Origin of the sequence: Halorubrum ejinorense, from assembly GCF_039522565.1 — an archaeon.
Lineage (GTDB): Archaea > Halobacteriota > Halobacteria > Halobacteriales > Haloferacaceae > Halorubrum > Halorubrum ejinorense.
Map to the genome: position 1 here is coordinate 332,884 of NZ_BAAADQ010000001.1, position 20,818 is coordinate 353,701.

A 20,818-nucleotide genomic window follows, 5' to 3' on the forward strand; every position below is an offset into this window, starting at 1 on the left:
GCCGAGCGGACGGAGACGCGCGGTCACCGCCCGGACCACTTCCTCGCCGAACCGGAGGTTCATACGTGATGCCGACGAAGTGGTGTCGCAATGGCTCAGGCCGGCACCCAGGACCTCACGGAGCGGTTCATTCAGTTCTACCGTAACTACTACCGCGAGGAGATCGGACAGCTCGCCCAGCGGTACCCCAACGAGCAGCGCTCGCTGTACGTCTCCTACGACGATCTCTTTCAGTTCGACCGCGACCTCGCCGAGGACTTCCAGAGCAAGCCGGACCAGATGCGCGAGTACGCCGAGGAGGCGCTGCGGCTCTACGACCTCCCCGCGGACGTCAATCTCGGCCGCGCACACGTCCGCATCGAGGACCTCCCCGACAGCGTCGACATCCGCGGCATCCGCGTCCACGACGACCACATCGGCAAGCTGGTCTCGGTCCAGGGCATCGTCCGGAAGGCCACCGACGTGCGCCCGAAGGTGACCGAGGCCGCCTTCGAGTGCCAGCGCTGCGGCACGATGACGTATATCCCGCAGTCCGACGGCGGCTTTCAGGAGCCACACGAGTGCCAAGGCTGTGAGCGACAGGGTCCCTTCCGCGTCAACTTCGATCAGTCCGAGTTCGTCGACTCCCAGAAGCTCCGCATCCAGGAGTCCCCCGAGGGCCTGCGCGGCGGCGAGACGCCCCAGTCGCTCGACGTGGACATCGTCGACGACATCACGGGAGAGGTGAGCCCCGGCGACCACGTCACCTGCGTCGGCGTCCTCCACATCGAGCAGGTCGAGCAGGGCAACGAGAAGTCCGCCATCTTCGACCTGTACATGGACGGCGTCTCCATCTCCATCGAGGACGAGGAGTTCGAGGACATGGACATCACGGAGGCGGACAAACGCGACATCATCGAGCTCTCCGAGCGCGACGACATCTACGAGGCGATGGTCGGCTCCATCGCCCCGGCCATCTACGGCTACGAGGAGGAGAAGCTCGCGATGATCCTCCAGCTGTTCTCCGGCGTCACCAAACACCTCCCCGACGGCTCCCGGATCCGCGGCGACCTCCACATGCTCCTTATTGGCGACCCCGGAACCGGTAAATCTCAGATGATTTCGTACGTAGAAAACATCGCGCCCCGTTCGGTGTACACCTCCGGGAAGGGGTCGTCCGCGGCGGGGCTCACGGCCGCCGCCGTCCGCGACGACTTCGGTGACGGCCAGCAGTGGTCGCTCGAAGCCGGCGCGCTCGTCCTCGCCGACAAGGGGATCGCCGCAGTCGACGAGCTGGATAAGATGGACTGCGTCACGGGCGACACGCTGGTCTCGCTCGCCGACGGCCGCGTCGAGCGCATCGACGAACTGGCGCGAGAGGCGGCCGAGGACGGCGACATCGAAGACCTCTCGAACGGTCGCCGCGTCCACGACGTCGACCTCGACGTCTGGTCGATGGACGAAGACGGGAACCTCGTGGAGCGGTCCGTCTCCGCGGTGCACGAGTACGACGCGCCGTCGGAGCTGACCCGGGTCACGACGGAGACGGGCGAGTCGCTGACCGCGACCGCCGACCACCCGTTTTTCGTCCTCGATGACGGGGAGCGCGTCGAGCGCGAGGCGGCCGCGCTCGACGACGGCGACTGGGTGTACGTCCCACGAAGGCTTCCGACGAAGGCGGCGGACGGCGGAGCGGTAGCCGCGAGCGGCGGGAGTGGGCCAGCGGCCGAGCCCGTCGATGGGGAGGACGTCGACGCCGCCACGGCGAGCGTCATCGGGTACCTCTCCGGCGACGGGAACGTCTTCTACGACCGCGACGAAGGCGTCTACGGCGTCCGGTTCACCAACGCGGACGAGGAACTGCTGGACGACTTCGAGCGCGCGGCGCGGGCGGCGTTCGACGCGGAGCCAGTGCGACCGCCGAGCGAACAGCGCGACGACGGCGTCGAGACGGTCCGCGTCACCGGGAAGGAACACGCCGACGCCGTCCTCGACGCTGGGATGAACCTCGGTCGGTACGACGAGAAGTGCTTCCCGACCGCCGTCTCGACCGGAAGCCGCGCGGCGAAGGCCGCGTTCGTCCGGGCGCTCGCCGACAGCGAGGGGCACGTCGACGAGTCGGCCGGCAACGTTCGGATCGCGTCTGCGAGCCGAGACCTGCTGAATGGCGCGCGGAACCTCCTCTTAGGGTTCGGCGTGTCGAGCCAGCTCCAGCACCGCGAGCGGGACGGGGGCCGCGACGTGTACTACCTCGCGGTGACCGACGCCGACTCGCTCGCGGCGTTCCGGCGGTACGTCGGGTTCACGGCCACGCGAAAGGCGGAGGCGCTCGACCGCGTCGTCGACGCGGCCGGCGGCGGTCGCACGATCCTCGACGTGGTCCCGGAGGTCGACGACGTGCTCGCGCGGTGTCGCGACTCCCTCCGGCTTCACCAGCGCGAGTGCGGCGTGAATCCGGTCACCTATCACGACTTCGAGAGCGGGGCCGCGAACGTCTCGCTCCACCGCGCCGAGCGGATATTCGCGGCGTTCGAGGAACGCCGGGAGCGCGCGGCCGACGACGTCGGCCCGCTCGACGCGGGCCCGACGTGGGAGGCGCTCTCGGAACTGCGGCACCGATACCACGTCTCGCAGTCCGAGTTGGCCGATGGGACGACGCTGTCACAGCAACGTATTTCCGGCGGGTGGGGCGAAAGCGAGGAAGTCCGCCGGACGGTGACGGACCGGCTCCGGGAGGTGCTGACCGAAGTTGCGGCGACCGACCTCGGGGACCTCCGCGAGTTCGTCCGCGGCGACGTGAAGTGGCGACAGGTCGAGTCGGTCGAGACGGTGCCGCCGGAATCGACCGAACACCGCGGCGAGGTGCTCCGGCAGCGCCTCGCCGACGTCATCGGGGGACCGGTTGAGACGGCCGAACAACGCGCTCGCGACCTGCTCGACCCCGGTCCGGTCAGCGAGACGCGGGCGGAGCTGTCGGCGGCGCTCGACGCGTACGGGATCAGTCAGGCGGACGTGGCGTCGAGACTGGACGTGACGCAGGCGACCGTGTCGCGCTGGCTGTCCGGCGCCGTCGAAACGGATCGGCTCGACGACGTGCGCGAGGCCGTCGCCGAGGAGGTCGACGCCGTCGAAGCGGAACTGCGGTCCATACTGACACGGATCGACGACGGGGAGCGGCCGCGGGTGTACGATCTGACGGTCGAAGGGACGCACAACTTCGTCGCGAACGGGCTCGTCGTTCACAACTCCTCGGACCGCTCCGCGATGCACGAGGGGCTCGAACAGCAGAAAATCTCCGTCTCGAAGGCGGGGATCAACGCGACGCTGAAGGCGCGGTGTTCCCTGCTCGGCGCGGCGAACCCGAAGTACGGCCGGTTCGACCAGTACGAGCCGATCGGCGAGCAGATCGACTTAGAGCCCGCGCTCATCTCGCGGTTCGACCTGATCTTCACGGTGACGGACAGCCCGGACGCGGAACACGACTCGCGGCTGGCGAAACACATCATCAAGACGAACTACGCCGGCGAGCTCAACACCCAGCGGGCGGAGGTCCCCTCCTCGGAGTTCACCGCCGAGGAGGTCGACGCGGTCACCCAGGAGGTGGCACCGGAGATCGACGCGGAGCTGCTTCGGAAGTACATCGCTCACGCGAAGCGCTCCTGTTTCCCGACGATGACGGACGAGGCGAAAGACATCATCGAGGAGTTCTACGTCGACCTCCGTTCGAAGGGGGCCGACGAGGACGCGCCGGTGCCGGTCACCGCGCGGAAGCTGGAGGCGATGGTGCGGCTCTCGGAGGCGAGCGCGCGGGTCCGCCTCTCGGACACCGTCGAGCGCGAGGACGCGGAGCGGGCGACCGACATCGTCGAGTCGTGTCTCAAGGACATCGGCGTCGACCCGGAGACCGGGCAGTTCGACGCCGACGTGGTCGAGACGGGCACCTCGAAGAGCCAGCGCGACCGCATCAAGAACATCAAGGGGCTCATCGCGGACGTCGAAGAGGAGTACGAGCAGGGCGCGCCCGTCGACGAGGTGCTCGACCGCGCGGGCGAGATCGGGATGGACCCCGGGAAGGCGGAACAGGAGATCGAGAAGCTCCGCACGAAAGGCGAAGTGTACGAGCCCAAGCAGGGGCACCTCCGGACGACGTAGATGGACCGCATCTCCGCGATACGGAACGTCGAAGACGCCCTCCGCGAGTTCGAGAACGGGGACGCGGACCTCGCCGCGACCGAGCGGCGCGTCGCGGCCGTGCTCCGGACGTACGCCACCGAGTTCGACGGCGACGACGACGTGTTCCGTGCGGTCGGCGACGACGCCGTCGACGGCACGGTCGTCGTCGCCCCCTCCGAGCCGGCGGCGCGCGAGCGCGTCCTCGCGGTGAGCGGCGTCGATTCGGACGAGGGTCACCCGAGCGACGGCGAGAACGGAGAGGATGACCCGGAATCCCTCGAATTCGACGTTGATCGGGTCTGAGCGTCGACTCCGGTCGCGCGTGGCGTCGGAGCGTCGCTGAACGCGACTGAAACGTTCGGGTCCGGAACCGATAAATTCCGAAATCGACCACCGGCGGGCGTGTTGTTGGTCGTGACCTACTCGGCGGCCGCCCGAACCGGTCTTCGAAACCTGTGTCGCCGCCACGAGTCGGTCGTCGCGCGGCGGTTCGGTCGCGCCGCGCTGTTCGACGAGACGGAGTACGCCGCGTTCCTCGCCCTGCGGCTGCGGGAGTCACACGGCGGGGACGTTCAGATCGAGCGCACCGAGCCGTTCAACGAGTTCGTCGCCGTCGAGCCGGCGGTCCGCGAGGCAGCCGCGGCCTACGCGGACCGCTCCGCGAAGGCGACGCCGTACGCCGCCTTCGCCGCGGGCACCGATCACCCGGACCCGGAGGCGATGCGCGACCGGGAGCTGTGACCGGGGACGCGTCGACGCCGGGTGATTCGAACGCGGACCGAGACGAGGGCTTGACTCCCGCCCGAGTGCCCCCGGAACCGAGCGAGGTGATCGGCCGGCTCCCGACCGACGCAGGGCTCCGACGGCAGCTCGCGGCGGCCGCTCGTTCGCGGGGCCGAACCGCGTCGGTGGCGGCAGAGATCGTCGAGATCGAGGCGGAACTCGCGGACATCGACGTGAAGTCGGTGGACCTGACGGCGGCGCGGCGGCGAGTCGCGGAGGCGACGGGCGAGACCGAGCGGCTGAAAGAGCGGGTCGCGACGCTCCGCGGTGACGCGCGGGCGCGTCGCGCGGTCGACGCCGACGAGGAGGCCGCGCTCGACGAGTTAGAGTCCGCCGCCGCCGAGCTGTCGGCCGCACAGACTGAGGCGATCGCCGCCGAACAGGCGCTCGAACGCGCACGGGCCGAGGCGGCGCGCGCCCGCGACGAACGCCGGCGCCGACTGCGGCTCCGCGACCGGCTTCGGAACCGGCGGCGCGACGCTCGCCGCGAACTCGCCGCGTCGGTGTACCCGGAGTTCCGGGAGGCGCTCGCGGTCGTCCCGGGCGGGGATCCCGACGCGGCCGGCGACGACCCCGGCGCGTACGACGGCGATCCGATCGCCGCGTCGCTCGCTGCCGTGAGGGTCGCGGCGCTCGACGGCGCCGTCGAACTGCGCGGCGAGGCGGCGCGAGCGGTCGAGGCGTCGAAGCGGAACGCGAGGGCGCTGCTTCGAGCGAGTCCGGTCCGGGTGAGAGGCGAATCACTCGCGTCGGTCGGAGCCGGGAGATCCGACGGGCACTGAGATCGCGAACCGGACGTTTCGCCCGGACGTTTACGTACGATTCCGCGGGACCCGGCGCATGGAACTCGACTGGTCCGTCGACCGCGAGGGCGACGCGTCGCTCGTCGGCGTCAGAGTGCGCAACGACGAGGCGGTCCCGAGGCGAGTCCGGATCGAGAGCCGGCTGGACGGAGCGGTGCTCCCGCCGCGGCGCGGCGGCGTCCCCGAGGCGGGGTGGGACGCCGGAGGCGTGACGGCGGTGATCGATCCCGGCGAGCGCGAGACGTTCGGGTTCGCGACCCTTGCGGACCCGGTCGAGCCGCCGGTGGAGATCGCGGGCGTGGCGCCCGCGACGCCCGGGGCGGCTGACGGGCAGGCGGCGAGACAAGGCGAAACGGCCTCCGTTCAGACGGCGGTTCGAGACCTCGCGGACCACCGTCCGCCGCGTCGAGCCGTCGCTGGGGCGGAAGCGGTCGATCACGACGAACGCGGGTCGGACGGAGCCGATCCCGGACGCGACGAGGGCGACGGAGAGCGCGCGGAACCGGTCGGCGAGGGCGGTTCCGATCCGGTCGCGACCACGGAAGAGCGGCCGAACGCGGCGATTCCCGCCGAGATCGAGGCGTGGTTCGCTGCCGTCGAGGCGCGGATCGAACAGGCGGAGCGGCTGACGGGCGCGGACCTCGCGACGGCGACGGCGGTCGTCGAGGAGGCCGGTGGCCTCGACGCGATTGAGGGACTCGACGAGCGCGTCGCGGCCGACGCCGAGCGCCTGAAGGCGGTCCGCGACCGCGCCGCGGCGCTGGCCGAGCGCGCCGACGAGAGCGAGGTCCCGACCGAGGCGCTGGAGGCGCTGGCGTGATCCTCGCGGTGGCCGGCGGGAAGGGCGGCGTCGGGAAGACGACGCTCGCGTACAACGTCGCCGCCGAACTCGACGCGGCGGTCGTCGACGCCGACCTCGGGATGGCCGACCTGCCGAGCGGTCGCGGTCCCGACCTCCACGACGTGCTCGCCGGCGCCGCAGACCCGGCCGAGGCAGTCCGACCCGGACCGGTCGACGTCGTCCCCTGCGGACGGACGCTGGCCGGCGCGCGCGCAGCGGACCTGACGCGGCTGGCGGAGGCGGTCGAGGCGATCGAACGCGAGTTCGGGACCGTCGTCCTCGACTGTCCGGCCGGGCGGCGGGCGGACGCGGGCGTGCCGCTCGCGGTCGCGGACGCCTGTCTCCTCGTCGTCTCGCCGCGGGCGTTCGCGCTGGCAGACGCGATCCGGACCCGGGAGCTCGCCCGCGAACTCGACGCCGGGCTGGTCGGCTGCGCGGTCAACCGGGTGACTGAGCCTCCGCCGGTGGACGCGATCGGCGACGCGCTCGGGGCGCCCGTCGAGGTGGTGCCGGCCGACCCGCGCGTCGGTCGGTCGGTGGCGGCGGAGCGACCCGTCGCGGTCACTGCCCCCGACAGCGACGCCGCAACAGCCGTTCGGTCGCTGGCGCGCCGCGTCCCGGAGTGAGCGGACGGGCGAGGCGTCGCGACATCGCGTCCTTTTACCCGCCGCGACCCCTCGGCGAGAGCGATGCTCACGGTCGCGTTCGTCTTCGGAGTCGCCGTCGTCGCGGCGATCGCGGTCTCGGTCGGCCCGCTGTACGCGGCCGACAGGTTCCGCGACCTGCGGGACCCGACGCCCGCGGAGCGCGCGCAGATCGCGGCGCTGGCGGAGCCCGGCGGTCTCGACGTCGAGCGGATCGCGATCGAACCCGTCGGATCGGACGGTGACGGGAGCGAGAACGCCGGTCCCGCCGAGGTGTCCGTCCGGGGACCGCCCCGACGGCGGGTGTTGTTCCTCACCGAGGACGTGCTCACCGGCCTCGACGAGGACGTCGCGATCGGCCTGTTCGCGGCGGAGGCCGGCCGAGTGGCGACGTACTACGCCGAGTTCCGGGCGGTCGCCGTCGGCGGCGTGTTGGCGGCGCTGGCGGCGGTCGTGACGACGCTCGTCCCGTTCGAAGCGGGATTCCTGACAGTGATCAGCGTCGGCCTCGTCTCCTTCTGGGCCGGCCGGCGGGTCCAGTACGCGGCTGACGCCCGCGCCGCGGACGCGGTCGGCGCCGACCACGTCGCCGACGCGTTCGAGCGCGTCGCGGAGCGCCGCGGCGTCGAGCCCCAGACCGGAGACTGGTCGACGTGGTTCGAGGTCCAGCCGCCGCTCGGCGACCGAATCGCGCGGCTCCGCGAGCGGACCGACGGGTCGGAGTGAGAGGAAAGAGCGGAGAGGGACGGAGTCGGTGGTGTCGGCCCGTGACTCAGCTCTGCGTCTGTCGGGCGACGGCGGAGTCGGGGCCGACGGTGACGTCGTAGCCCGCGACCGAAAGCGAGACGTCGACGTCGCTGTCGGGCCGGCCGGCGACGACGGCGTCTAGGGCGTCCGGGTCGACGTGGTCGTACAGCACCACGCCCTCTTCTTCGAGAAGGTCGGCGGGTTCGACCCCGGCGAGGTCGGCGATCGCTTCGACGACGGCGAGGCTGGGCGCGGGACCGTCGCCGCCGTGACGGACGCGGGCCGTCTCGGGTACCGAACCGGAATCGCTCGATCCGGCTGTTGCGCTGCTCATACATGCCGACACTCCGGCAGACCACATAAACTGGTCGTTCAGTTTATCAGAAGTGAGTCTCGGGCGGCGGCGCGGTCCCGGAACCGTTACCAACCAGCCGCACGCGTGTAGAGACAACTCGAATGCGACTCCCGAAACGACAGCTCGCGGTCCTCGAGGCCGCGAGCGCGACGGACGAGCGGACGGTAGCGGAGATCGCCGCCGAGACCGACACGAAGCCCGAAACGGTCGCCGGGGCGGCGTTCGACCTCGCGGACGAAGGGCTCGTCGAGGTCGGGTCGGTAACCGACGAGACGCTCGAACTCACCGACGAGGGGCGGACCTACGTCGACGCCGGGCTCCCCGAGACGCGGCTCTACCGGGCCGGGCTCGACGCCGGCGCCGGCGCCGAGCCGGTCTCGATGGGGGCCGTCATCGGCGAGGCCGACCTCGACGGTCCGGAGGTCGACATCGCGCTCGCGAACTTCGCGCGCAAGGGGTTCGGCACCGTCGAGAGCGGCGAGCTCTCGGTCGACCCCGACGCCGACCCGGACGGGGACGCGGAGGCGACGGCGCTCGCGGCGCTGGCCGGCAGCGGCGACCCCGGCGTCGACGAGGCGGTGCTCGACCAGTTGGACTCCCGCGGGCTCGTCGACCGCGGCGAGTCGGTCACGCGGACGGTTCGGCTCACCGACGACGGCGTCGACGCGCTGATGATGGGCGTCGAGGCGACCGAGACGGTGGGGGCGCTCACGCCGGAACTGCTCGCCAGCGGCGAGTGGCGCGACGTGGAGTTCGCCGAGTACAACGTCGAGGCCGAGGCGGAGACCGCTCGCGGCGGCCGCAAGCACGTGCTCCGCCGGACGGCGGACCGCGTGAAGGACGTGCTGGTCGGCATGGGCTTCCAGGAGATGGAGGGACCCCACGCTGACGCCGACTTCTGGATCAACGACTGCCTGTTCATGCCCCAAGACCACCCGGCGCGGACCCACTGGGACCGCTTCGCGCTCGACGTGGACCCGATGGAGTCGATCCCGGCGGAGCTGATCGACCGCGTCGAGGCGGCCCACCGCGACGGCTGGGGGGACGACGGCGACGGCTACCACTCCCCGTGGTCCGAGGACTTCGCTCGCGAGGTCGCCCTGCGCGGCCACACCACGTCGCTGTCGATGCGTTACCTCTCGGGGATCGCGGGCGCCGACCTGGAGCCGCCCCAGCGGTACTTCTCGGTCGAGAAGGTGTACCGGAACGACACCTTGGACCCCACGCACTTACTGGAGTTCTTCCAGATCGAAGGGTGGGTGATGGCGGAGGACCTGTCGGTGCGTGACCTCATGGGCACCTTCGAGGAGTTCTACCGGCAGTTCGGGATCACCGACATCCGGTTCAAGCCGCACTACAACCCCTACACCGAGCCCTCCTTCGAGCTGTTCGGCGAACACCCGGAGACTGGCGAGGAGATCGAGATCGGTAACTCCGGCGTCTTCCGCGAGGAGGTCACCGGCCCGCTCGGCGTCGACTGCGACGTGATGGCGTGGGGACTCGCCTTAGAGCGGCTCGCGATGTTGACCACGGGCGCGGAGGACATCCGCGACCTCCACGGGACCCTGGCCGACATCGACTTCCTGCGGAACGCGGAGGTGAGCTACTGATGCCCGTCGTCGACGTCGACCCCGACGAACTCCGCGAGCTCACCGGTCACGAGGACCTGTCGGACGACGACCTCAAGGCGGACCTGTTCGGGCTCGGCTTGGAGTTCGAAGGCGAGACCGAGGAGGGGCAGTACCAGTTCGAGTTCGCGCCCGACCGGCTCGACCGGCTCTCCGTCGAGGGCGTCGCGCGCTCACTGCGGTACCACTACGGCGACGCGCGCGGCGTGTACGTGCCGAACACGAACGACCCCGAGTGGACCATCGAGGTCGACGAGTCGGTGCCCGACGAGCGGCCGTACGTCACCGGGGCCGTGGTCCGCGGCGTCGACCTCGACGAGGCGGCGCTGGAGTCGCTGATCCAGCTCCAAGAGAAGCTCCACGCGACGATGGGGCGCGGCCGCGCGAAGGGCGCGATCGGGATCCACGACCTCGCGATGGTGAAGGGCGCGCCGCTCCAGGAGGGCGCGGAGCGCTCGATCACCTACCGCGGCGTCGACCCCGACGGCGCGCCGTTCGTGCCGCTGGACGCGAACGACGAGCTGACCCCCGCCGAGGTGCTCACCGAGCACGCCACGGGCGAGACCTACGCCGACCTCGTCGCCGACCTCGACCGCTACCCCGCGATCTACGACGAGCTGGGCCTGTTCTCGTTCCCGCCGGTCATCAACGGGAAGCGGACGGAGGTGACGACCGGCTCCCGGGAACTGCTCGTCGAGCTCACCGGCACCGACCAGTGGACGATCGACAAGATGTGTACGATCATCTGTTACGCCCTGTCGGCCCGCGGCGCGACGATCGAGGAGGTCGAGGTGAACTACGCCGACGGCGCGACGCACCCGAGCGAGTACGGGGCAGAACTCGTTCGTCCGAACCTCGACGTCGACGAGAAGTCGGTGGCACACGACCGGATCGAGACGCTGCTCGGGGTCGACTTCGAGCCCGAGGAGGTCGTCGACTGCTTCGAGCGCGCCGGGCTGGACGCGAGCTACACGCTCGGTGAGGACGTGACCTACGAGGTATCGATCCCGCCGTACCGCGTCGACGTGCTCCACCCGCTCGACCTCGTCGACGACGTGGGGCGGGCGTACGGGTTCGACAACTTGGAGCCGCGCTACCCGGACGTGGGCACCGTCGGCGGCCGCCACGAGCGCTCGCGGCTAGAGGACGCGGTCCGGACGAGCCTCGTCGGCCTCGGCTTCGAGGACCTGCTGAATTTCCACATGACGAGCGGCGAGGAGAACTACGAACGGATGCGCGTCGAGCCGGGCACCGGCGGCGCCGCGGTCGACGGCGCCGGCGTCTTCGGCGGCGGGGATCCGGTCGAGATCACGGAGCCGTACAGCGAGGAGTACACCCAACTGCGCAGCTGGGCGCTCCCGTCGCTCGTGATGCTGTTAGAGCGGAACACCCACAACGCCTACCCGCAGGACGTCGCCGAGGTCGGCTTCGTCGCCGAGCGCGACGGCGACGAGAACACGAGCGTCGCCGAATCGCGGCACGTGGCCGGGGCGGTCGCCCGCCGCGACGCCTCCTACGAGGTCGCGAAGGGCCGGCTACAGGCGCTCTGTAGCGACTTCGGCGTCGACGTGGAGACGCCCCCGACCGACCATCCCTCGTTCATCGATGGTCGCGTCGCGAGCGTCGTGATCGACGGCGAGCGCGCCGGCGTGATCGGCGAACTCCACCCCGCGGTGCTCGTCGAGCACGACCTGGAGGTGCCGGTCGCCGCCTTCGAGTTCGACCTCGACGCGCTCAACTGAGCGACCGCGGTGGAACGGCGGAGATCGGAACTTCCGTTCCGTCGGTTCTATCACGTATTATCACGGACGAGTTCGCGAACAGAAGACATATATTCCCGATGGAGAACTGACCGGGCATGAACTGTGAGAGATGCGGTATCGACGCCTCGCTCACGCACCGTGACGTCGACGGCTTCGCGTACTACCTGTGTGGCGCCTGTGTCAGGGGCTGGGACGCGGTGCGGTCCGTGTCGACGGACTCGACCGACGACGCGCGCTCGCCGGCGCGGTAGGCCGACGGCACCGCGGGCGGGCGGCAGCAGTCCGGTTCAGAGTCCGCTCGCCGTCGCCGCGGCGGGAGCGCGTCGCGGGCGGATCGCGGTTCCGACCGGTCGCGGGGCGACGCATCAACCGTCTTTTATTCCGGCGCAGTAGTAGACGTTCACACAGGTGAACCCAGTGTGGCACAGGAGTTCCTGATTCCACTGGTCGCGGGGATCATCGGACTCGGCGTCCTCGCACAGATCCTCGCGGCTCGGCTCCGAGTACCGAGTATCATCTTCTTCCTGTTGGTCGGGGTGATAATCGGGAGACCGGGACTCGGAATCGTGACCAGCGAGACCTTCGGGAGCTCCCTCCCGGCGATCGTCGGGCTCGCGGTCGCGATCATCGTGTTCGAGGGCGCCTTCCACCTGGAGTTCGAGCGCATCCAGAAGGCGCCGCGGGCGGCGGTTCGGCTCGTGACGATCGGCGCCGCCATCGCGCTGGTCGGCACCGCGGTTGCGGTCCGGTTCCTCGAGGGGTTACCCTGGGCGCTCTCGTTCGTGATCGGCGCGCTGCTCGTCGCCACGGGACCGACGGTCATCTCTCCGATCCTCGAGGTCGTCCCGGTCAGGGACCAAGTCGCGGCCGTCCTCGAGACCGAGGGGATCGTCAACGACGTGACGGCCGCGATCACGGCCGTCGTGCTCTTCGAGGCCGTGAACCCGACGGTCGCCGCAGAGGGGCTCGTCCGCGGCTTCGCGCTCCGGCTCGGCGGCGGCCTCCTCGTCGGTCTCGTCGTCGCGGGCGTCCTCTACTACCTGCTCCGGTACGTCGACCTCTCGCCCGGCGCGGCGCCGCGGAACGCGCGGCTGCTCGTGCTCGCCGGCGCGCTGGCCGCGTTCGCCGGCGCGAACCAGCTAGCGAGCGAGGCCGGCGTCGCGGCCGCCGCCACCGCGGGCCTCGCTCTCGGGAACTTAGACGTCCCGTACAAAGAGGAGATCACCGACTTCAAAGGCGACATCACGCTGCTCGTGTTGTCGTTCGTGTTCATCGCGCTCGCCGCCCAGTTGCCGCCGGCGGCGATATTCGACGTGGGGCTCGCCGGGCTCGGGGTGGTCGTCGTCATCGCCGTCGTGATCCGGCCGCTCCTCGTGTTCGTCTCCACGATCGGCGATCGGTTCACCCTCTCGGAGCGACTGTTCATCAGCGCCATCGGACCGCGCGGGATCATCCCGGCGTCGGTCGCGACGCTGTTCGCCACCGAGCTCAGGGCGGCCGCAACCGAGCTCAACGACCCCGCCCTCGCACAGCAGGCGGACCTCCTGATCGGGACGGTGTTCCTGGTCATCTTCGTCACCGCCCTCGTTCAGGGCGGGCTGGCACGCTACATCGCGCAGTACCTCAACGTCATACCCATGAGAGTCATCATCGTCGGAGGCGGGCAGGTGGGCCGCGCGCTCGCCGAACGCCTCGAAGACCGCGGCGAAAACGTCGTCATCGTCGAACACGATGAGGCGAAGGTCGAATCGCTCCGAAACGACGGCTTCTCCACCGTCATCGGCGACGGAACGGACACGGAGCTGTTGCGGAAGGCGGGGGCGGACAACGCCAAGATCGTCGTCGCCGCCACCGGTGACGACGACGCGAACCTCCTCGTCGCGCAGCTATCGAAGACGAATTTCGGCGTCGAGCGCGTCTTAGCGAAGGCGAACAACTCCGACAACGTCGAGGCGTTCGAGGACTTAGGCGTGAGAACCATCTCGGCCGCGATGTCGGCCGCGTGGGCCCTCGACAACCAGATCGAGCGGCCGGACCTGGCCCACTGGATGACCGAGGTCGGTCACAACGGCGACGTCCAACAGCTCGAGGTCACCAACGAGACGTTCTTCGGCAAGAAGGTCAAGGAGGTGGGGACATTGCTGCCCGACGGCTGTCTGATCGCCGTCATCAGCGACGGAGACCGGGAGTCGGTCGAAGTCCCGGGCGCGGACACCGTCATCGAGCGCGGCGACCACGTCACGCTCCTCGGGCAGCGCGAGGCCGTCCGCGAGGGGATGGAACTGGTCGGCGGCGCGTAAACTACCCTACCCTACTCCCTCGGCGCTATGCGCCTCGGTCCTTGAGGGTAGGGCTTTGATGTGGACTCCCGGCAATCAGTCGCCAGCAAGAGGCTGGTAACTCTCGCCGTTCAAGGTCCCACCATTCACACGCACGTCTACTGGTGCGTCTCCGTCCCCCGACTTGGGCGAGGAACGGAGTTTGTGCTGTCGCTTCCGAGCGTACCGCACACCAATGTTCTTCGCAGCGTTATAATCCGCGTTGACCTCATAGCTGCATTTCTGGCACTCGAAGTGTTCACCGTGGCGGTTGCCGTCGTGCGTAAAGCCACAGTCTGTTCGAGAACAGCGTTGGGATGTGTGGTTCGGCTCGACCTGCTCCACGGAGACCCCCTGTTCAGGGCCTTTGTATGAGACGTATTCAAACAGGCGTCGGAACGCCCAGACGTGGTGCCACTTCGCGTGTGGAAGCCGCTCTCGAATGTCGCTCAACTCCTCGAACGCGATTACGTCGCAGTCGTGTTCGACGGCTTCCGAGACGAGTTCGTTGGCGATCGTGTGGATGTACTGTTTGCGCCAGGCTTCTTCACGCTTCCCGAGGCGAAGCAGGGCCTTGTGTGCGGCCTCCGTGCCGCGTTGTTGCATCTCACCACGTCGCTTCTCGAACTCACGACACCAGTGGTCGTAGTCGTCCCCCTGCCAAAACGTGCCGGTTGAGGACACAGCGAGGCTGTTGACGCCGAGGTCGATACCGAGGACCGTTTGGTCGGAGTGCCCGGTATCTTCCGAAACCCCATCGTCACTGTGTGTCCGCCGCGTCGAAATGTTGAGGTAGAACTCGTCAGTGGCCGCGTCGTACCGAAGCGTACTCTCGCGGAACTCATAGTTCTCGGAGAGTACGTACCGCTCGTAGGGCGTCGGACTGTCTGCCGGGAGAACAAACGAGGGTTCGACTCGGCCCTCAACAGTTGCCAGTGACACCTTGTTCCGGTAGAAGGTCGCGCTCCGTGTGTCGTAGTCCATCGTTTCGGCGGTGAACGTCGGTTGAGAGACGCGCTGTCCCTTTTTCCACCGTTCGACACACGCTTTGACGGCTTCGACAGCACGTTTGATAGCGGCTTGGACAAGTTGGGCCTGTAGGTCTGTCTCCTCCCGAAGTTCGGCGTAGAGCGCGTCACGAACCTCTCGCTTGTTGGTCTTACACTCAGTGTAGGAGGTGTCGGACCAACAGTAGTCGGCGGTTCGGTTCGCACAATACCGGTATTGGTCGGCGGTTCGGTGGAGTGCGTCGCGTTGCTCGTCGGAAACGGCGAGTTTCACGACGGCGGTTCGACGCACACCCATAGTTTCAGAGAGTACCCGACGGTACTTATAGGCCTGGGAGTCGGTCGGTCGCGGTGTGGCGGTTGTGTCGTCCCATGTCGGTTTCCTCCCCGACCTACTCGCTCACTCCGTTTGCTCCTTGAGGTCGGGGGCTCCACCTCGAAAATGCTGAGGCCGCCGAGCGCGAGGCCGCGGAACCGTCACTCCGAACCCGGCGACGCGTCCGGCAGCGGCGGATCGATGCCGAGCAGATCGGCGCTCACCTCCCACAGGCGGCGGGCCGCGGTCGCGTCCCGCGCCGCCCGCGACGGCTCGGTAGGTCGCCGGTCGGCGAAGTACTTCCCGGTGACGTCGGCCGTCTCGGGCGACACGGCGGGAACGAGCAGCTCGGCGGCACCGTCCGCGACGCTCGTCACGAACGGCAGCGCGTCGAGCGCCTGAAGCGCGCGCGGCAGCGGGCCCGGGAGGAACCGACTGAACCCGCTGCCGGGGATCGCTCCGGGGTGGATGCTGTTCGAGACGACGGACCGATCGAGCGTCTCGACGCGCTTGGCGAGTTCGGCCGCGAACAGGACGTTGGCGAGCTTCGAGTGCCCGTACGCCCACGTGGCCGAGTAGTCCTCGACCGTGCGGACCCGCGTGAGGTCGAGTTCGGACCCCCGATGGGCGGCGGAGGCCGTCGTCACGACCCGGCTGCCGTCGGTGAGGTGATCGAGGAGCTCGGCCGTCAACAGGTAGGGACCGAGGTGGTTCACGTGGAACGTGTACTCGACGCCGAGGTCGGTCCGTCGCCCCTCTCGGAAGAAGCCGCCGGCGTTGTTGATCAAGACGTCGAGCCCGTCGGTCGCTTCCCGGACGGTCGCCGCGAGGTCGCGGACCGAGTCGGGGTCGGCGAAGTCCGCCGGCACGAACCGCGCGTCCGACCCGGTCGCTTCGAGTTCGTCGACGACGGCGTCGCCGGCGGACCGGTCGCGGCCGTGAACGATGACGTCGGCGCCGAGCCGTCCGAGCGCGAGGGCCGCCGCCCGTCCGATCCCGCTCGTCGAGCCGGTGACGAGCGCCTGAACCCCGTCGCAGTCCACGCCCTCGACGCCGGCGATCTCCTCTGGTCGGCTCATGGGGTACGTTCGTGCCGAGTACACTTGAGACCCATCGCGGACGGCCCCGTTCGACGCGCCGGCGTCGACGCGTCGCCCGGGGGCACGGACCGAGGATCGGTGCGGGCAACGAAGGCGGGAGGGACGGCGGCTCGGCAGCGACGAGTCGGTCAGGCCGGCTGCGACTCGAGTTTCTTGTAGTCGATGTAGTCCGCACCGCGGAGCTCCTCGAGGAGGTTGATCGCCGCGCGGGCCCCTTCCCCGACGGAGGTGGCGATCTGTTGGTGCCCGCCCGTGACGTCGCCCGCCGCGTACACCCGGTCTACCGGCGTCGACTGGTCGGGGTCGGTGACGATGTCGTCGCCGTCGACGGGGACCCCGAGCATCTCCGCGAGGTCGGTGCCGCCGGCGGTACCCAGCGCGACGAACAGCCCGTCGATCGCGATCTCCTCGCCCGAGCGCGTGACAGCGGCTTCGAGCCCCTCCTCCCCGACGAGCCGGTCGAGCCGGTCGGTGGTCACGGGGATCCCCGCGTCGGCGACTCGCTCTCGAAGCCCCTCGTCGGCCTCGAACGACGACCCGTTGGTGAGAATCCGGACGTCGTCGGTGTAGTCGAGCAGCATCAGCGCCTCCGTCGCGGCGTAGTTGTCGTCCCCGACGACGGCGACGGGGCTGTCTCGGTAGAAGTACGCGTCACACTCGACGCAGTAGGAGACGCCGCGGCCCTCGTACGACGCCACGTCTCCGATGGCCGGTCGCTCGTAGTCGGCGCCCGTGGCGATGATCACGCCGTCGACGGCGTACTCGTCGACCGTCGTTTCGATCCGGTACCGCTCGTCGTCGGGTTCGATCCGGACGACTTCCTCTTCGACGATTTCGGCGCCGTACTTCTTCGCGTGTCGTTGACCCAAGTCGACGAGCTCTGGACCGGTGACGCCCTCCGGGAATCCGTAAACGTTCTCCATCGTGTCCACGTCGCGGGTCGTCCCGCCGCCGTCGTCGAACACGAGCGTCCGCCTGTCCGCTCTGGCCGTGTAGATGGCGGCGTTCAGTCCGGTCGGGCCGCCGCCGATGATCGCGACACCAGACATGCGTATTGTATATTTTGTACTATACTCACTTATGTATTCCGGCCGCACGGAGATCGCGCGCGGCGTCTCACACGGCTCTGAAACGCACAGCAGCTACCGGAGGAAGCAGATTCAAACGCACATGGACGCGCCTGACCGCCTCTATCGTCTCGTGTTGTCGGCACGCTCGGATGGTCGAACACGGCCGGTACGCTGACATCGGATGTCGATCGGCATCAATCCGCTCGGTAGATATTGTACATAACACACATAACCATTATATGGATCTAGCCGCAAGGGAGACGCGATGAGCGATCGAGACGAGATCCGACGAAAGAAGCTCGAGGAGCTACGGGAGAGAGCGACGGACGGCGGCGCCGCCGAAGCCGTCGAGGGTCGACGCGAACCCGTTCACGTCGAGGGCGACGACCACTTCGACGAACTCGTCGCGGCGGACGGGGTCGTTCTCGTCGACTTCTACGCGGACTGGTGTGGTCCGTGTCAGATGCTCGAACCGATCGTCGAGGAGCTGGCCGCCGAGACCGACGCCACCGTGGCCAAGGTCGACATCGACCGGCACCAGGGGCTGGCACAGCGACACCAGGTTCGGGGCGTCCCGACGATGTCCCTCTTCGCCGACGGCGAGGAGGTCGAACAGATGGTGGGTGTAAAGCAGAAGGCGGAGCTACGCTCGGTGATCGAACGGTACGCCTGAACGCGCCGCGGCGGTGTCGGCCCGCGGAGACTCGCGGCGAGCCGCTCCGCGGGCGACTGTGGTCAGGCCCGCTGGACCGGCTGATGGGTTTCAGCGAGGCGTCGGAAGTTATCGAAGATCCGTTTACTCGCCCGAGCGGCCTCGACGGATTCGTCGGAGATACCGTTGAGCACGGAGCGGACGCGTTCGTCCGGGAGGTCCTTGCCCTCCGTCACCCAGACCGCGGTCTCGCGGTCGTACTCCGGGTGGAACTGGACGCCGTACGTGCTTCCGACGCGGAACGCCTGTACACCGTTGTCGTTGCGAGCGAGCGTCGCCGCGCCCGCGGGGAGCTCCACGACCCGATCTGAGTGGGTCTCGAAGCTGGTGAACGTCTCGGGGACGCCCTCGAGTAACGGGTCCTCCCCCACGCGTTCGATCCGCTCGTACCCGAGTTCGTACGCACCCATGTCGGCGACTCGGCCGCCCAGCGCCTGTGCGAGGAACTGGTGGCCCCAACAAATTCCGAGGATCGGTACGTCGGACCGGTGAACCCGGCGGACCCACTCCGTCGCCTCGTGGATCCAGTCGCGGTCGTCGTACACTGAGGTCTGCGAGCCGCTGATGACGACGCCGTCGAAGCGCCAGTCCGCCGCCGACACCGACGGCGGGAACTCGCCGTCGCTGATCTTGTAGACGGAGAGGTCCGCGTCGAGTTCGCGACGGAGGTTCGACTCCGCCGGGGTGTCGCCCACTGACGCGTCGATCACCGCGAGTGCCGGGCTCATACTGTACCCGAGGAGTGGTAACGCCAAGTACTTTTGTGTGTAATGTACTATACACGCACAGTTGATCTGCGGTCACCTCTGACCGGGTCCACCGCGGACCGTGATCGGGCGAGTGTCAGCACGTGCGCCGTCAAGGGGGGCTGTATCTGGCGTCGCACGCGGACGAGGCCGGGTGATCCGGCGCCGTCTCGACGTCGAAACACGGAGTCCGAATCGGTGTCTCGCCGCTTAGTATTGTGAAAAATACGCAAATGTATTAAGTGGCCTTGCTCCGTACTCCGTCTCGGAATGGTCGATTCGGTCGCTGACCAGCTCACACGGGACATGGACTGTGAAGCGCTGCTCGGTTGTTTCTACGGGCACACCGGGTTAGACGAGTCGTGTTTCCGGGCGCTCGGATCGTCGAATCGGCCGCTGACGGTCGACGACGTCGCGGCGGCGGTCGGGCACGACCGGTCGACGGTGTACCGGTCGGTCCAGCGGTTGCTCGCGACCGGAGTGGTCGAGAAGGAGCAGGTGAACTACGACGACGGCGGCTACTGTCACGTCTACTCCGTCGTGGACTCCGGAGCGGTCAGTCGTGACATGTACCGGACGCTCAACGACTGGTACACGGAGTTCGACGGGGCCATCGATGACTTCGCGATACCGGACACCGGGCCCGACTCGCCACCCGTCCGGGACTGATCGAGGCGCCGTTCCGGCGAGGACGTCGGGCGCCGCCGTATTACGGCGGCGTGACGCGCTCGGCTCAGACGAGTCGCGCGGCCGCTTCGCGGATCGAGAGCCCCTCGCCGACGACGTCACGCCGATAGTGCATGTACACCGCACCCAACGGTGGCTGGATGACGTACGCCAGCGCGATCGGCAGGACCGCGGCGGCGGGAATCGCCTCGGCGGCGACGACGATCGCCAGCGCTATCGAGAGGTTGCGCATGCTGGTGGCGTACACCAGCGCGACCGCCCGCGGCGGGTCCAGCAGGGCCCGTCCGAGGAGGACAGCGACGCTGAGGAGCGCGGCGTAAAACACCACCAAGGGGAAGATCGTACTCGCCGAGGCGACCGGATCCGCGAGGATCTGACTCGACCGTAAGGTCATCGCGACGAACACGATCAACAGTACGCCGAGAGACGACAGCCCGCCGAACAGGGGTTTCAGCCGTTTGAATCCCTCCGGAGAGTATCGCCGGAGCAACAGCCCGCGGGTGAGCGTGCCGGCGACCATCGGCGCGACGACGATTTGGAGGAGCTGCCGGTACAGTGCGGACGGATCGAACCCGACGTTGGCGGGCACGAGTACCGACAGGTACGCCGGCAGGATCGCGACCGCTGCCAGTAGGTTCACCGCCATCGCGACCAGTGCCGCCTCGAGGTCGCCGTCGGCGAGGCCGGTCCACGCCGCCGTCATTCCCGAAGTCGGGATGAGGGCGATGAAGTACAGCCCGACGGCGTAGGCGACGTTCCCGCCGAAAAAGCCCCGAGCGAGGCCGATCGCCAGCGCCGGGGCGATCCCGAAGTTGACCAGCAGGCTCACCCCAACCGGTCCGGCGTGATCCCGGACGTTGACCACCTCTCGGAGGTCGACGTTGATCATCATCGGGTAGATCATGACGAACAGGATCGGGGTGACGGCGATCTTCAGTGCGCCCTTCGTCGCCGGACCGGCGACCTGGCCGAACGCGAGTCCGACGGCGAGAGACCCGACGACGACGTAGATGAGGTGCTCTTTGACCCCGGTGAGGAACGCGCGTATCATCTCGCGTCGGTGACCCGCCCTATGTCCAGTCGTTCGACCCGGTGGGACACCGCCGCTCGTCGGACGGGCGGGCGGAGTATCGCCGCCGGGCTAGT

19 protein-coding genes are annotated in these 20,818 nt (G+C 68.8%); 13 read left to right on the forward strand and 6 right to left on the reverse strand.

Annotation, left to right across the window (positions count from 1 at the left end; genetic code table 11):
- Positions 1–90 precede the first annotated feature (90 nt).
- From ABDZ89_RS01745 to ABDZ89_RS01775, 7 genes are all read left to right on the forward strand, one after another.
- On the forward strand, positions 91–4,131 hold the full coding sequence (locus tag ABDZ89_RS01745; RefSeq protein ID WP_343776089.1) for an LAGLIDADG family homing endonuclease: 4,041 nt from the start codon (positions 91–93) through the stop codon (positions 4,129–4,131).
- Positions 4,132–4,455, forward strand: coding sequence for a DUF7854 family protein (locus tag ABDZ89_RS01750; RefSeq protein ID WP_343776091.1), 324 nt, complete (start codon positions 4,132–4,134; stop codon positions 4,453–4,455). It abuts the gene before it with no gap.
- Between the two features lie 99 nt (positions 4,456–4,554).
- On the forward strand, positions 4,555–4,893 hold the full coding sequence (locus tag ABDZ89_RS01755; protein ID WP_343776094.1) for a DUF7855 family protein: 339 nt from the start codon (positions 4,555–4,557) through the stop codon (positions 4,891–4,893).
- Positions 4,890–5,717, forward strand: a complete 828-nt coding sequence (locus ABDZ89_RS01760) for a DUF7856 family protein (protein ID WP_425544599.1) — start codon at positions 4,890–4,892, stop codon at positions 5,715–5,717. The genes ABDZ89_RS01755 and ABDZ89_RS01760 overlap by 4 nt, the downstream gene beginning before the upstream one ends.
- 58 nt (positions 5,718–5,775) lie before the next feature.
- A complete protein-coding gene (locus ABDZ89_RS01765) occupies positions 5,776–6,558 on the forward strand; it encodes a DUF7857 domain-containing protein (RefSeq protein ID WP_343776095.1) in 783 nt (260 codons plus the stop codon).
- A complete protein-coding gene (locus ABDZ89_RS01770) occupies positions 6,555–7,205 on the forward strand; it encodes a nucleotide-binding protein (protein ID WP_343776096.1) in 651 nt (216 codons plus the stop codon). The genes ABDZ89_RS01765 and ABDZ89_RS01770 overlap by 4 nt, the downstream gene beginning before the upstream one ends.
- Before the next feature lie 63 nt (positions 7,206–7,268).
- Positions 7,269–7,949 carry a peptidase gene (locus ABDZ89_RS01775; RefSeq protein ID WP_343776097.1) on the forward strand — a complete coding sequence of 227 codons (681 nt, stop codon included), beginning with the start codon at positions 7,269–7,271 and terminating at the stop codon, positions 7,947–7,949.
- Between the two features lie 46 nt (positions 7,950–7,995).
- Here the strand turns inward: ABDZ89_RS01775 and ABDZ89_RS01780 are convergent, their stop codons facing one another.
- Positions 7,996–8,304 carry a HalOD1 output domain-containing protein gene (locus ABDZ89_RS01780; RefSeq protein WP_343776099.1) on the reverse strand — a complete coding sequence of 103 codons (309 nt, stop codon included), beginning with the start codon at positions 8,302–8,304 and terminating at the stop codon, positions 7,996–7,998.
- Between the two features lie 122 nt (positions 8,305–8,426).
- Here ABDZ89_RS01780 and pheS point away from each other — a divergent pair, with 122 nt between their 5' ends.
- The 4 genes from pheS (at position 8,427) to ABDZ89_RS01800 (ending at position 14,016) form a co-directional block, all read left to right on the forward strand.
- Entirely contained in the window at positions 8,427–9,935 is a 1,509-nt protein-coding gene (pheS, locus tag ABDZ89_RS01785; RefSeq protein WP_343776101.1) for a phenylalanine--tRNA ligase subunit alpha, read from the forward strand.
- Positions 9,935–11,695 (forward strand): phenylalanine--tRNA ligase subunit beta, encoded by a 1,761-nt coding sequence (gene pheT / locus ABDZ89_RS01790; protein WP_343776102.1) that lies wholly within the window; start codon positions 9,935–9,937, stop codon positions 11,693–11,695. Before pheS ends, pheT begins: the two co-directional genes overlap by 1 nt.
- Positions 11,696–11,811: 116 nt before the next feature.
- Complete coding sequence (locus ABDZ89_RS01795; protein WP_343776104.1) at positions 11,812–11,967, forward strand: hypothetical protein; 156 nt, start codon at positions 11,812–11,814, stop codon at positions 11,965–11,967.
- Between the two features lie 168 nt (positions 11,968–12,135).
- Positions 12,136–14,016 (forward strand): cation:proton antiporter domain-containing protein, encoded by a 1,881-nt coding sequence (locus ABDZ89_RS01800; protein ID WP_343776106.1) that lies wholly within the window; start codon positions 12,136–12,138, stop codon positions 14,014–14,016.
- 75 nt (positions 14,017–14,091) lie between these two features.
- Here the strand turns inward: ABDZ89_RS01800 and ABDZ89_RS01805 are convergent, their stop codons facing one another.
- The 3 genes from ABDZ89_RS01805 to ABDZ89_RS01815 all read right to left on the reverse strand — a co-directional run bounded on the left by ABDZ89_RS01805 (position 14,092) and on the right by ABDZ89_RS01815 (position 17,506).
- Positions 14,092–15,339: an RNA-guided endonuclease InsQ/TnpB family protein gene (locus ABDZ89_RS01805; RefSeq protein WP_343776107.1), complete on the reverse strand. Its 1,248-nt coding sequence runs from the start codon at positions 15,337–15,339 to the stop codon at positions 14,092–14,094.
- Positions 15,340–15,518: 179 nt separating this feature from the next.
- The gene (locus tag ABDZ89_RS01810; protein ID WP_343776109.1) at positions 15,519–16,436 is read right to left on the reverse strand and encodes an SDR family NAD(P)-dependent oxidoreductase; all 918 of its coding nucleotides are present in this window, start codon (positions 16,434–16,436) and stop codon (positions 15,519–15,521) included.
- 149 nt (positions 16,437–16,585) lie between these two features.
- A complete protein-coding gene (locus ABDZ89_RS01815; RefSeq protein ID WP_343776111.1) occupies positions 16,586–17,506 on the reverse strand; it encodes an NAD(P)/FAD-dependent oxidoreductase in 921 nt (306 codons plus the stop codon).
- 286 nt (positions 17,507–17,792) lie between these two features.
- Between ABDZ89_RS01815 and trxA the strand changes: the two genes are divergently transcribed.
- Entirely contained in the window at positions 17,793–18,200 is a 408-nt protein-coding gene (trxA, locus tag ABDZ89_RS01820; RefSeq protein ID WP_343776113.1) for a thioredoxin, read from the forward strand.
- Positions 18,201–18,262: 62 nt separating this feature from the next.
- Here trxA and ABDZ89_RS01825 read toward each other — a convergent pair whose 3' ends face one another.
- Positions 18,263–18,967 carry a type 1 glutamine amidotransferase gene (locus ABDZ89_RS01825; RefSeq protein ID WP_343776115.1) on the reverse strand — a complete coding sequence of 235 codons (705 nt, stop codon included), beginning with the start codon at positions 18,965–18,967 and terminating at the stop codon, positions 18,263–18,265.
- 288 nt (positions 18,968–19,255) lie between these two features.
- On the opposite strand from ABDZ89_RS01825, the gene ABDZ89_RS01830 reads away from it, so the two are divergent.
- Positions 19,256–19,654, forward strand: a complete 399-nt coding sequence (locus ABDZ89_RS01830; RefSeq protein WP_343776117.1) for a helix-turn-helix domain-containing protein — start codon at positions 19,256–19,258, stop codon at positions 19,652–19,654.
- Positions 19,655–19,718: 64 nt separating this feature from the next.
- Here ABDZ89_RS01830 and ABDZ89_RS01835 read toward each other — a convergent pair whose 3' ends face one another.
- Positions 19,719–20,723, reverse strand: a complete 1,005-nt coding sequence (locus ABDZ89_RS01835; protein WP_343776119.1) for an arsenic resistance protein — start codon at positions 20,721–20,723, stop codon at positions 19,719–19,721.
- Positions 20,724–20,818: the final 95 nt, after the last annotated feature.

What these genes read in the sequence shown, in the direction of transcription:
- ABDZ89_RS01745 (WP_343776089.1), top strand. Translation starts at nt 91, where the DNA reads ATGGCTCAGGCCGGCACCCAGGACCTCACGGAGCGGTTCATTCAGTTC.
- ABDZ89_RS01750 (WP_343776091.1), top strand. Translation starts at nt 4,132, where the DNA reads ATGGACCGCATCTCCGCGATACGGAACGTCGAAGACGCCCTCCGCGAG.
- ABDZ89_RS01765 (WP_343776095.1), top strand. Translation starts at nt 5,776, where the DNA reads ATGGAACTCGACTGGTCCGTCGACCGCGAGGGCGACGCGTCGCTCGTC.
- ABDZ89_RS01775 (WP_343776097.1), top strand. Translation starts at nt 7,269, where the DNA reads ATGCTCACGGTCGCGTTCGTCTTCGGAGTCGCCGTCGTCGCGGCGATC.
- ABDZ89_RS01780 (WP_343776099.1), bottom strand. Translation starts at nt 8,304, where the DNA reads ATGAGCAGCGCAACAGCCGGATCGAGCGATTCCGGTTCGGTACCCGAG.
- pheS (WP_343776101.1), top strand. Translation starts at nt 8,427, where the DNA reads ATGCGACTCCCGAAACGACAGCTCGCGGTCCTCGAGGCCGCGAGCGCG.
- pheT (WP_343776102.1), top strand. Translation starts at nt 9,935, where the DNA reads ATGCCCGTCGTCGACGTCGACCCCGACGAACTCCGCGAGCTCACCGGT.
- ABDZ89_RS01795 (WP_343776104.1), top strand. Translation starts at nt 11,812, where the DNA reads ATGAACTGTGAGAGATGCGGTATCGACGCCTCGCTCACGCACCGTGAC.
- ABDZ89_RS01805 (WP_343776107.1), bottom strand. Translation starts at nt 15,339, where the DNA reads ATGGGTGTGCGTCGAACCGCCGTCGTGAAACTCGCCGTTTCCGACGAG.
- ABDZ89_RS01810 (WP_343776109.1), bottom strand. Translation starts at nt 16,436, where the DNA reads ATGAGCCGACCAGAGGAGATCGCCGGCGTCGAGGGCGTGGACTGCGAC.
- ABDZ89_RS01815 (WP_343776111.1), bottom strand. Translation starts at nt 17,506, where the DNA reads ATGTCTGGTGTCGCGATCATCGGCGGCGGCCCGACCGGACTGAACGCC.
- trxA (WP_343776113.1), top strand. Translation starts at nt 17,793, where the DNA reads ATGAGCGATCGAGACGAGATCCGACGAAAGAAGCTCGAGGAGCTACGG.
- ABDZ89_RS01825 (WP_343776115.1), bottom strand. Translation starts at nt 18,967, where the DNA reads ATGAGCCCGGCACTCGCGGTGATCGACGCGTCAGTGGGCGACACCCCG.
- ABDZ89_RS01830 (WP_343776117.1), top strand. Translation starts at nt 19,256, where the DNA reads ATGGTCGATTCGGTCGCTGACCAGCTCACACGGGACATGGACTGTGAA.
- ABDZ89_RS01835 (WP_343776119.1), bottom strand. Translation starts at nt 20,723, where the DNA reads ATGATACGCGCGTTCCTCACCGGGGTCAAAGAGCACCTCATCTACGTC.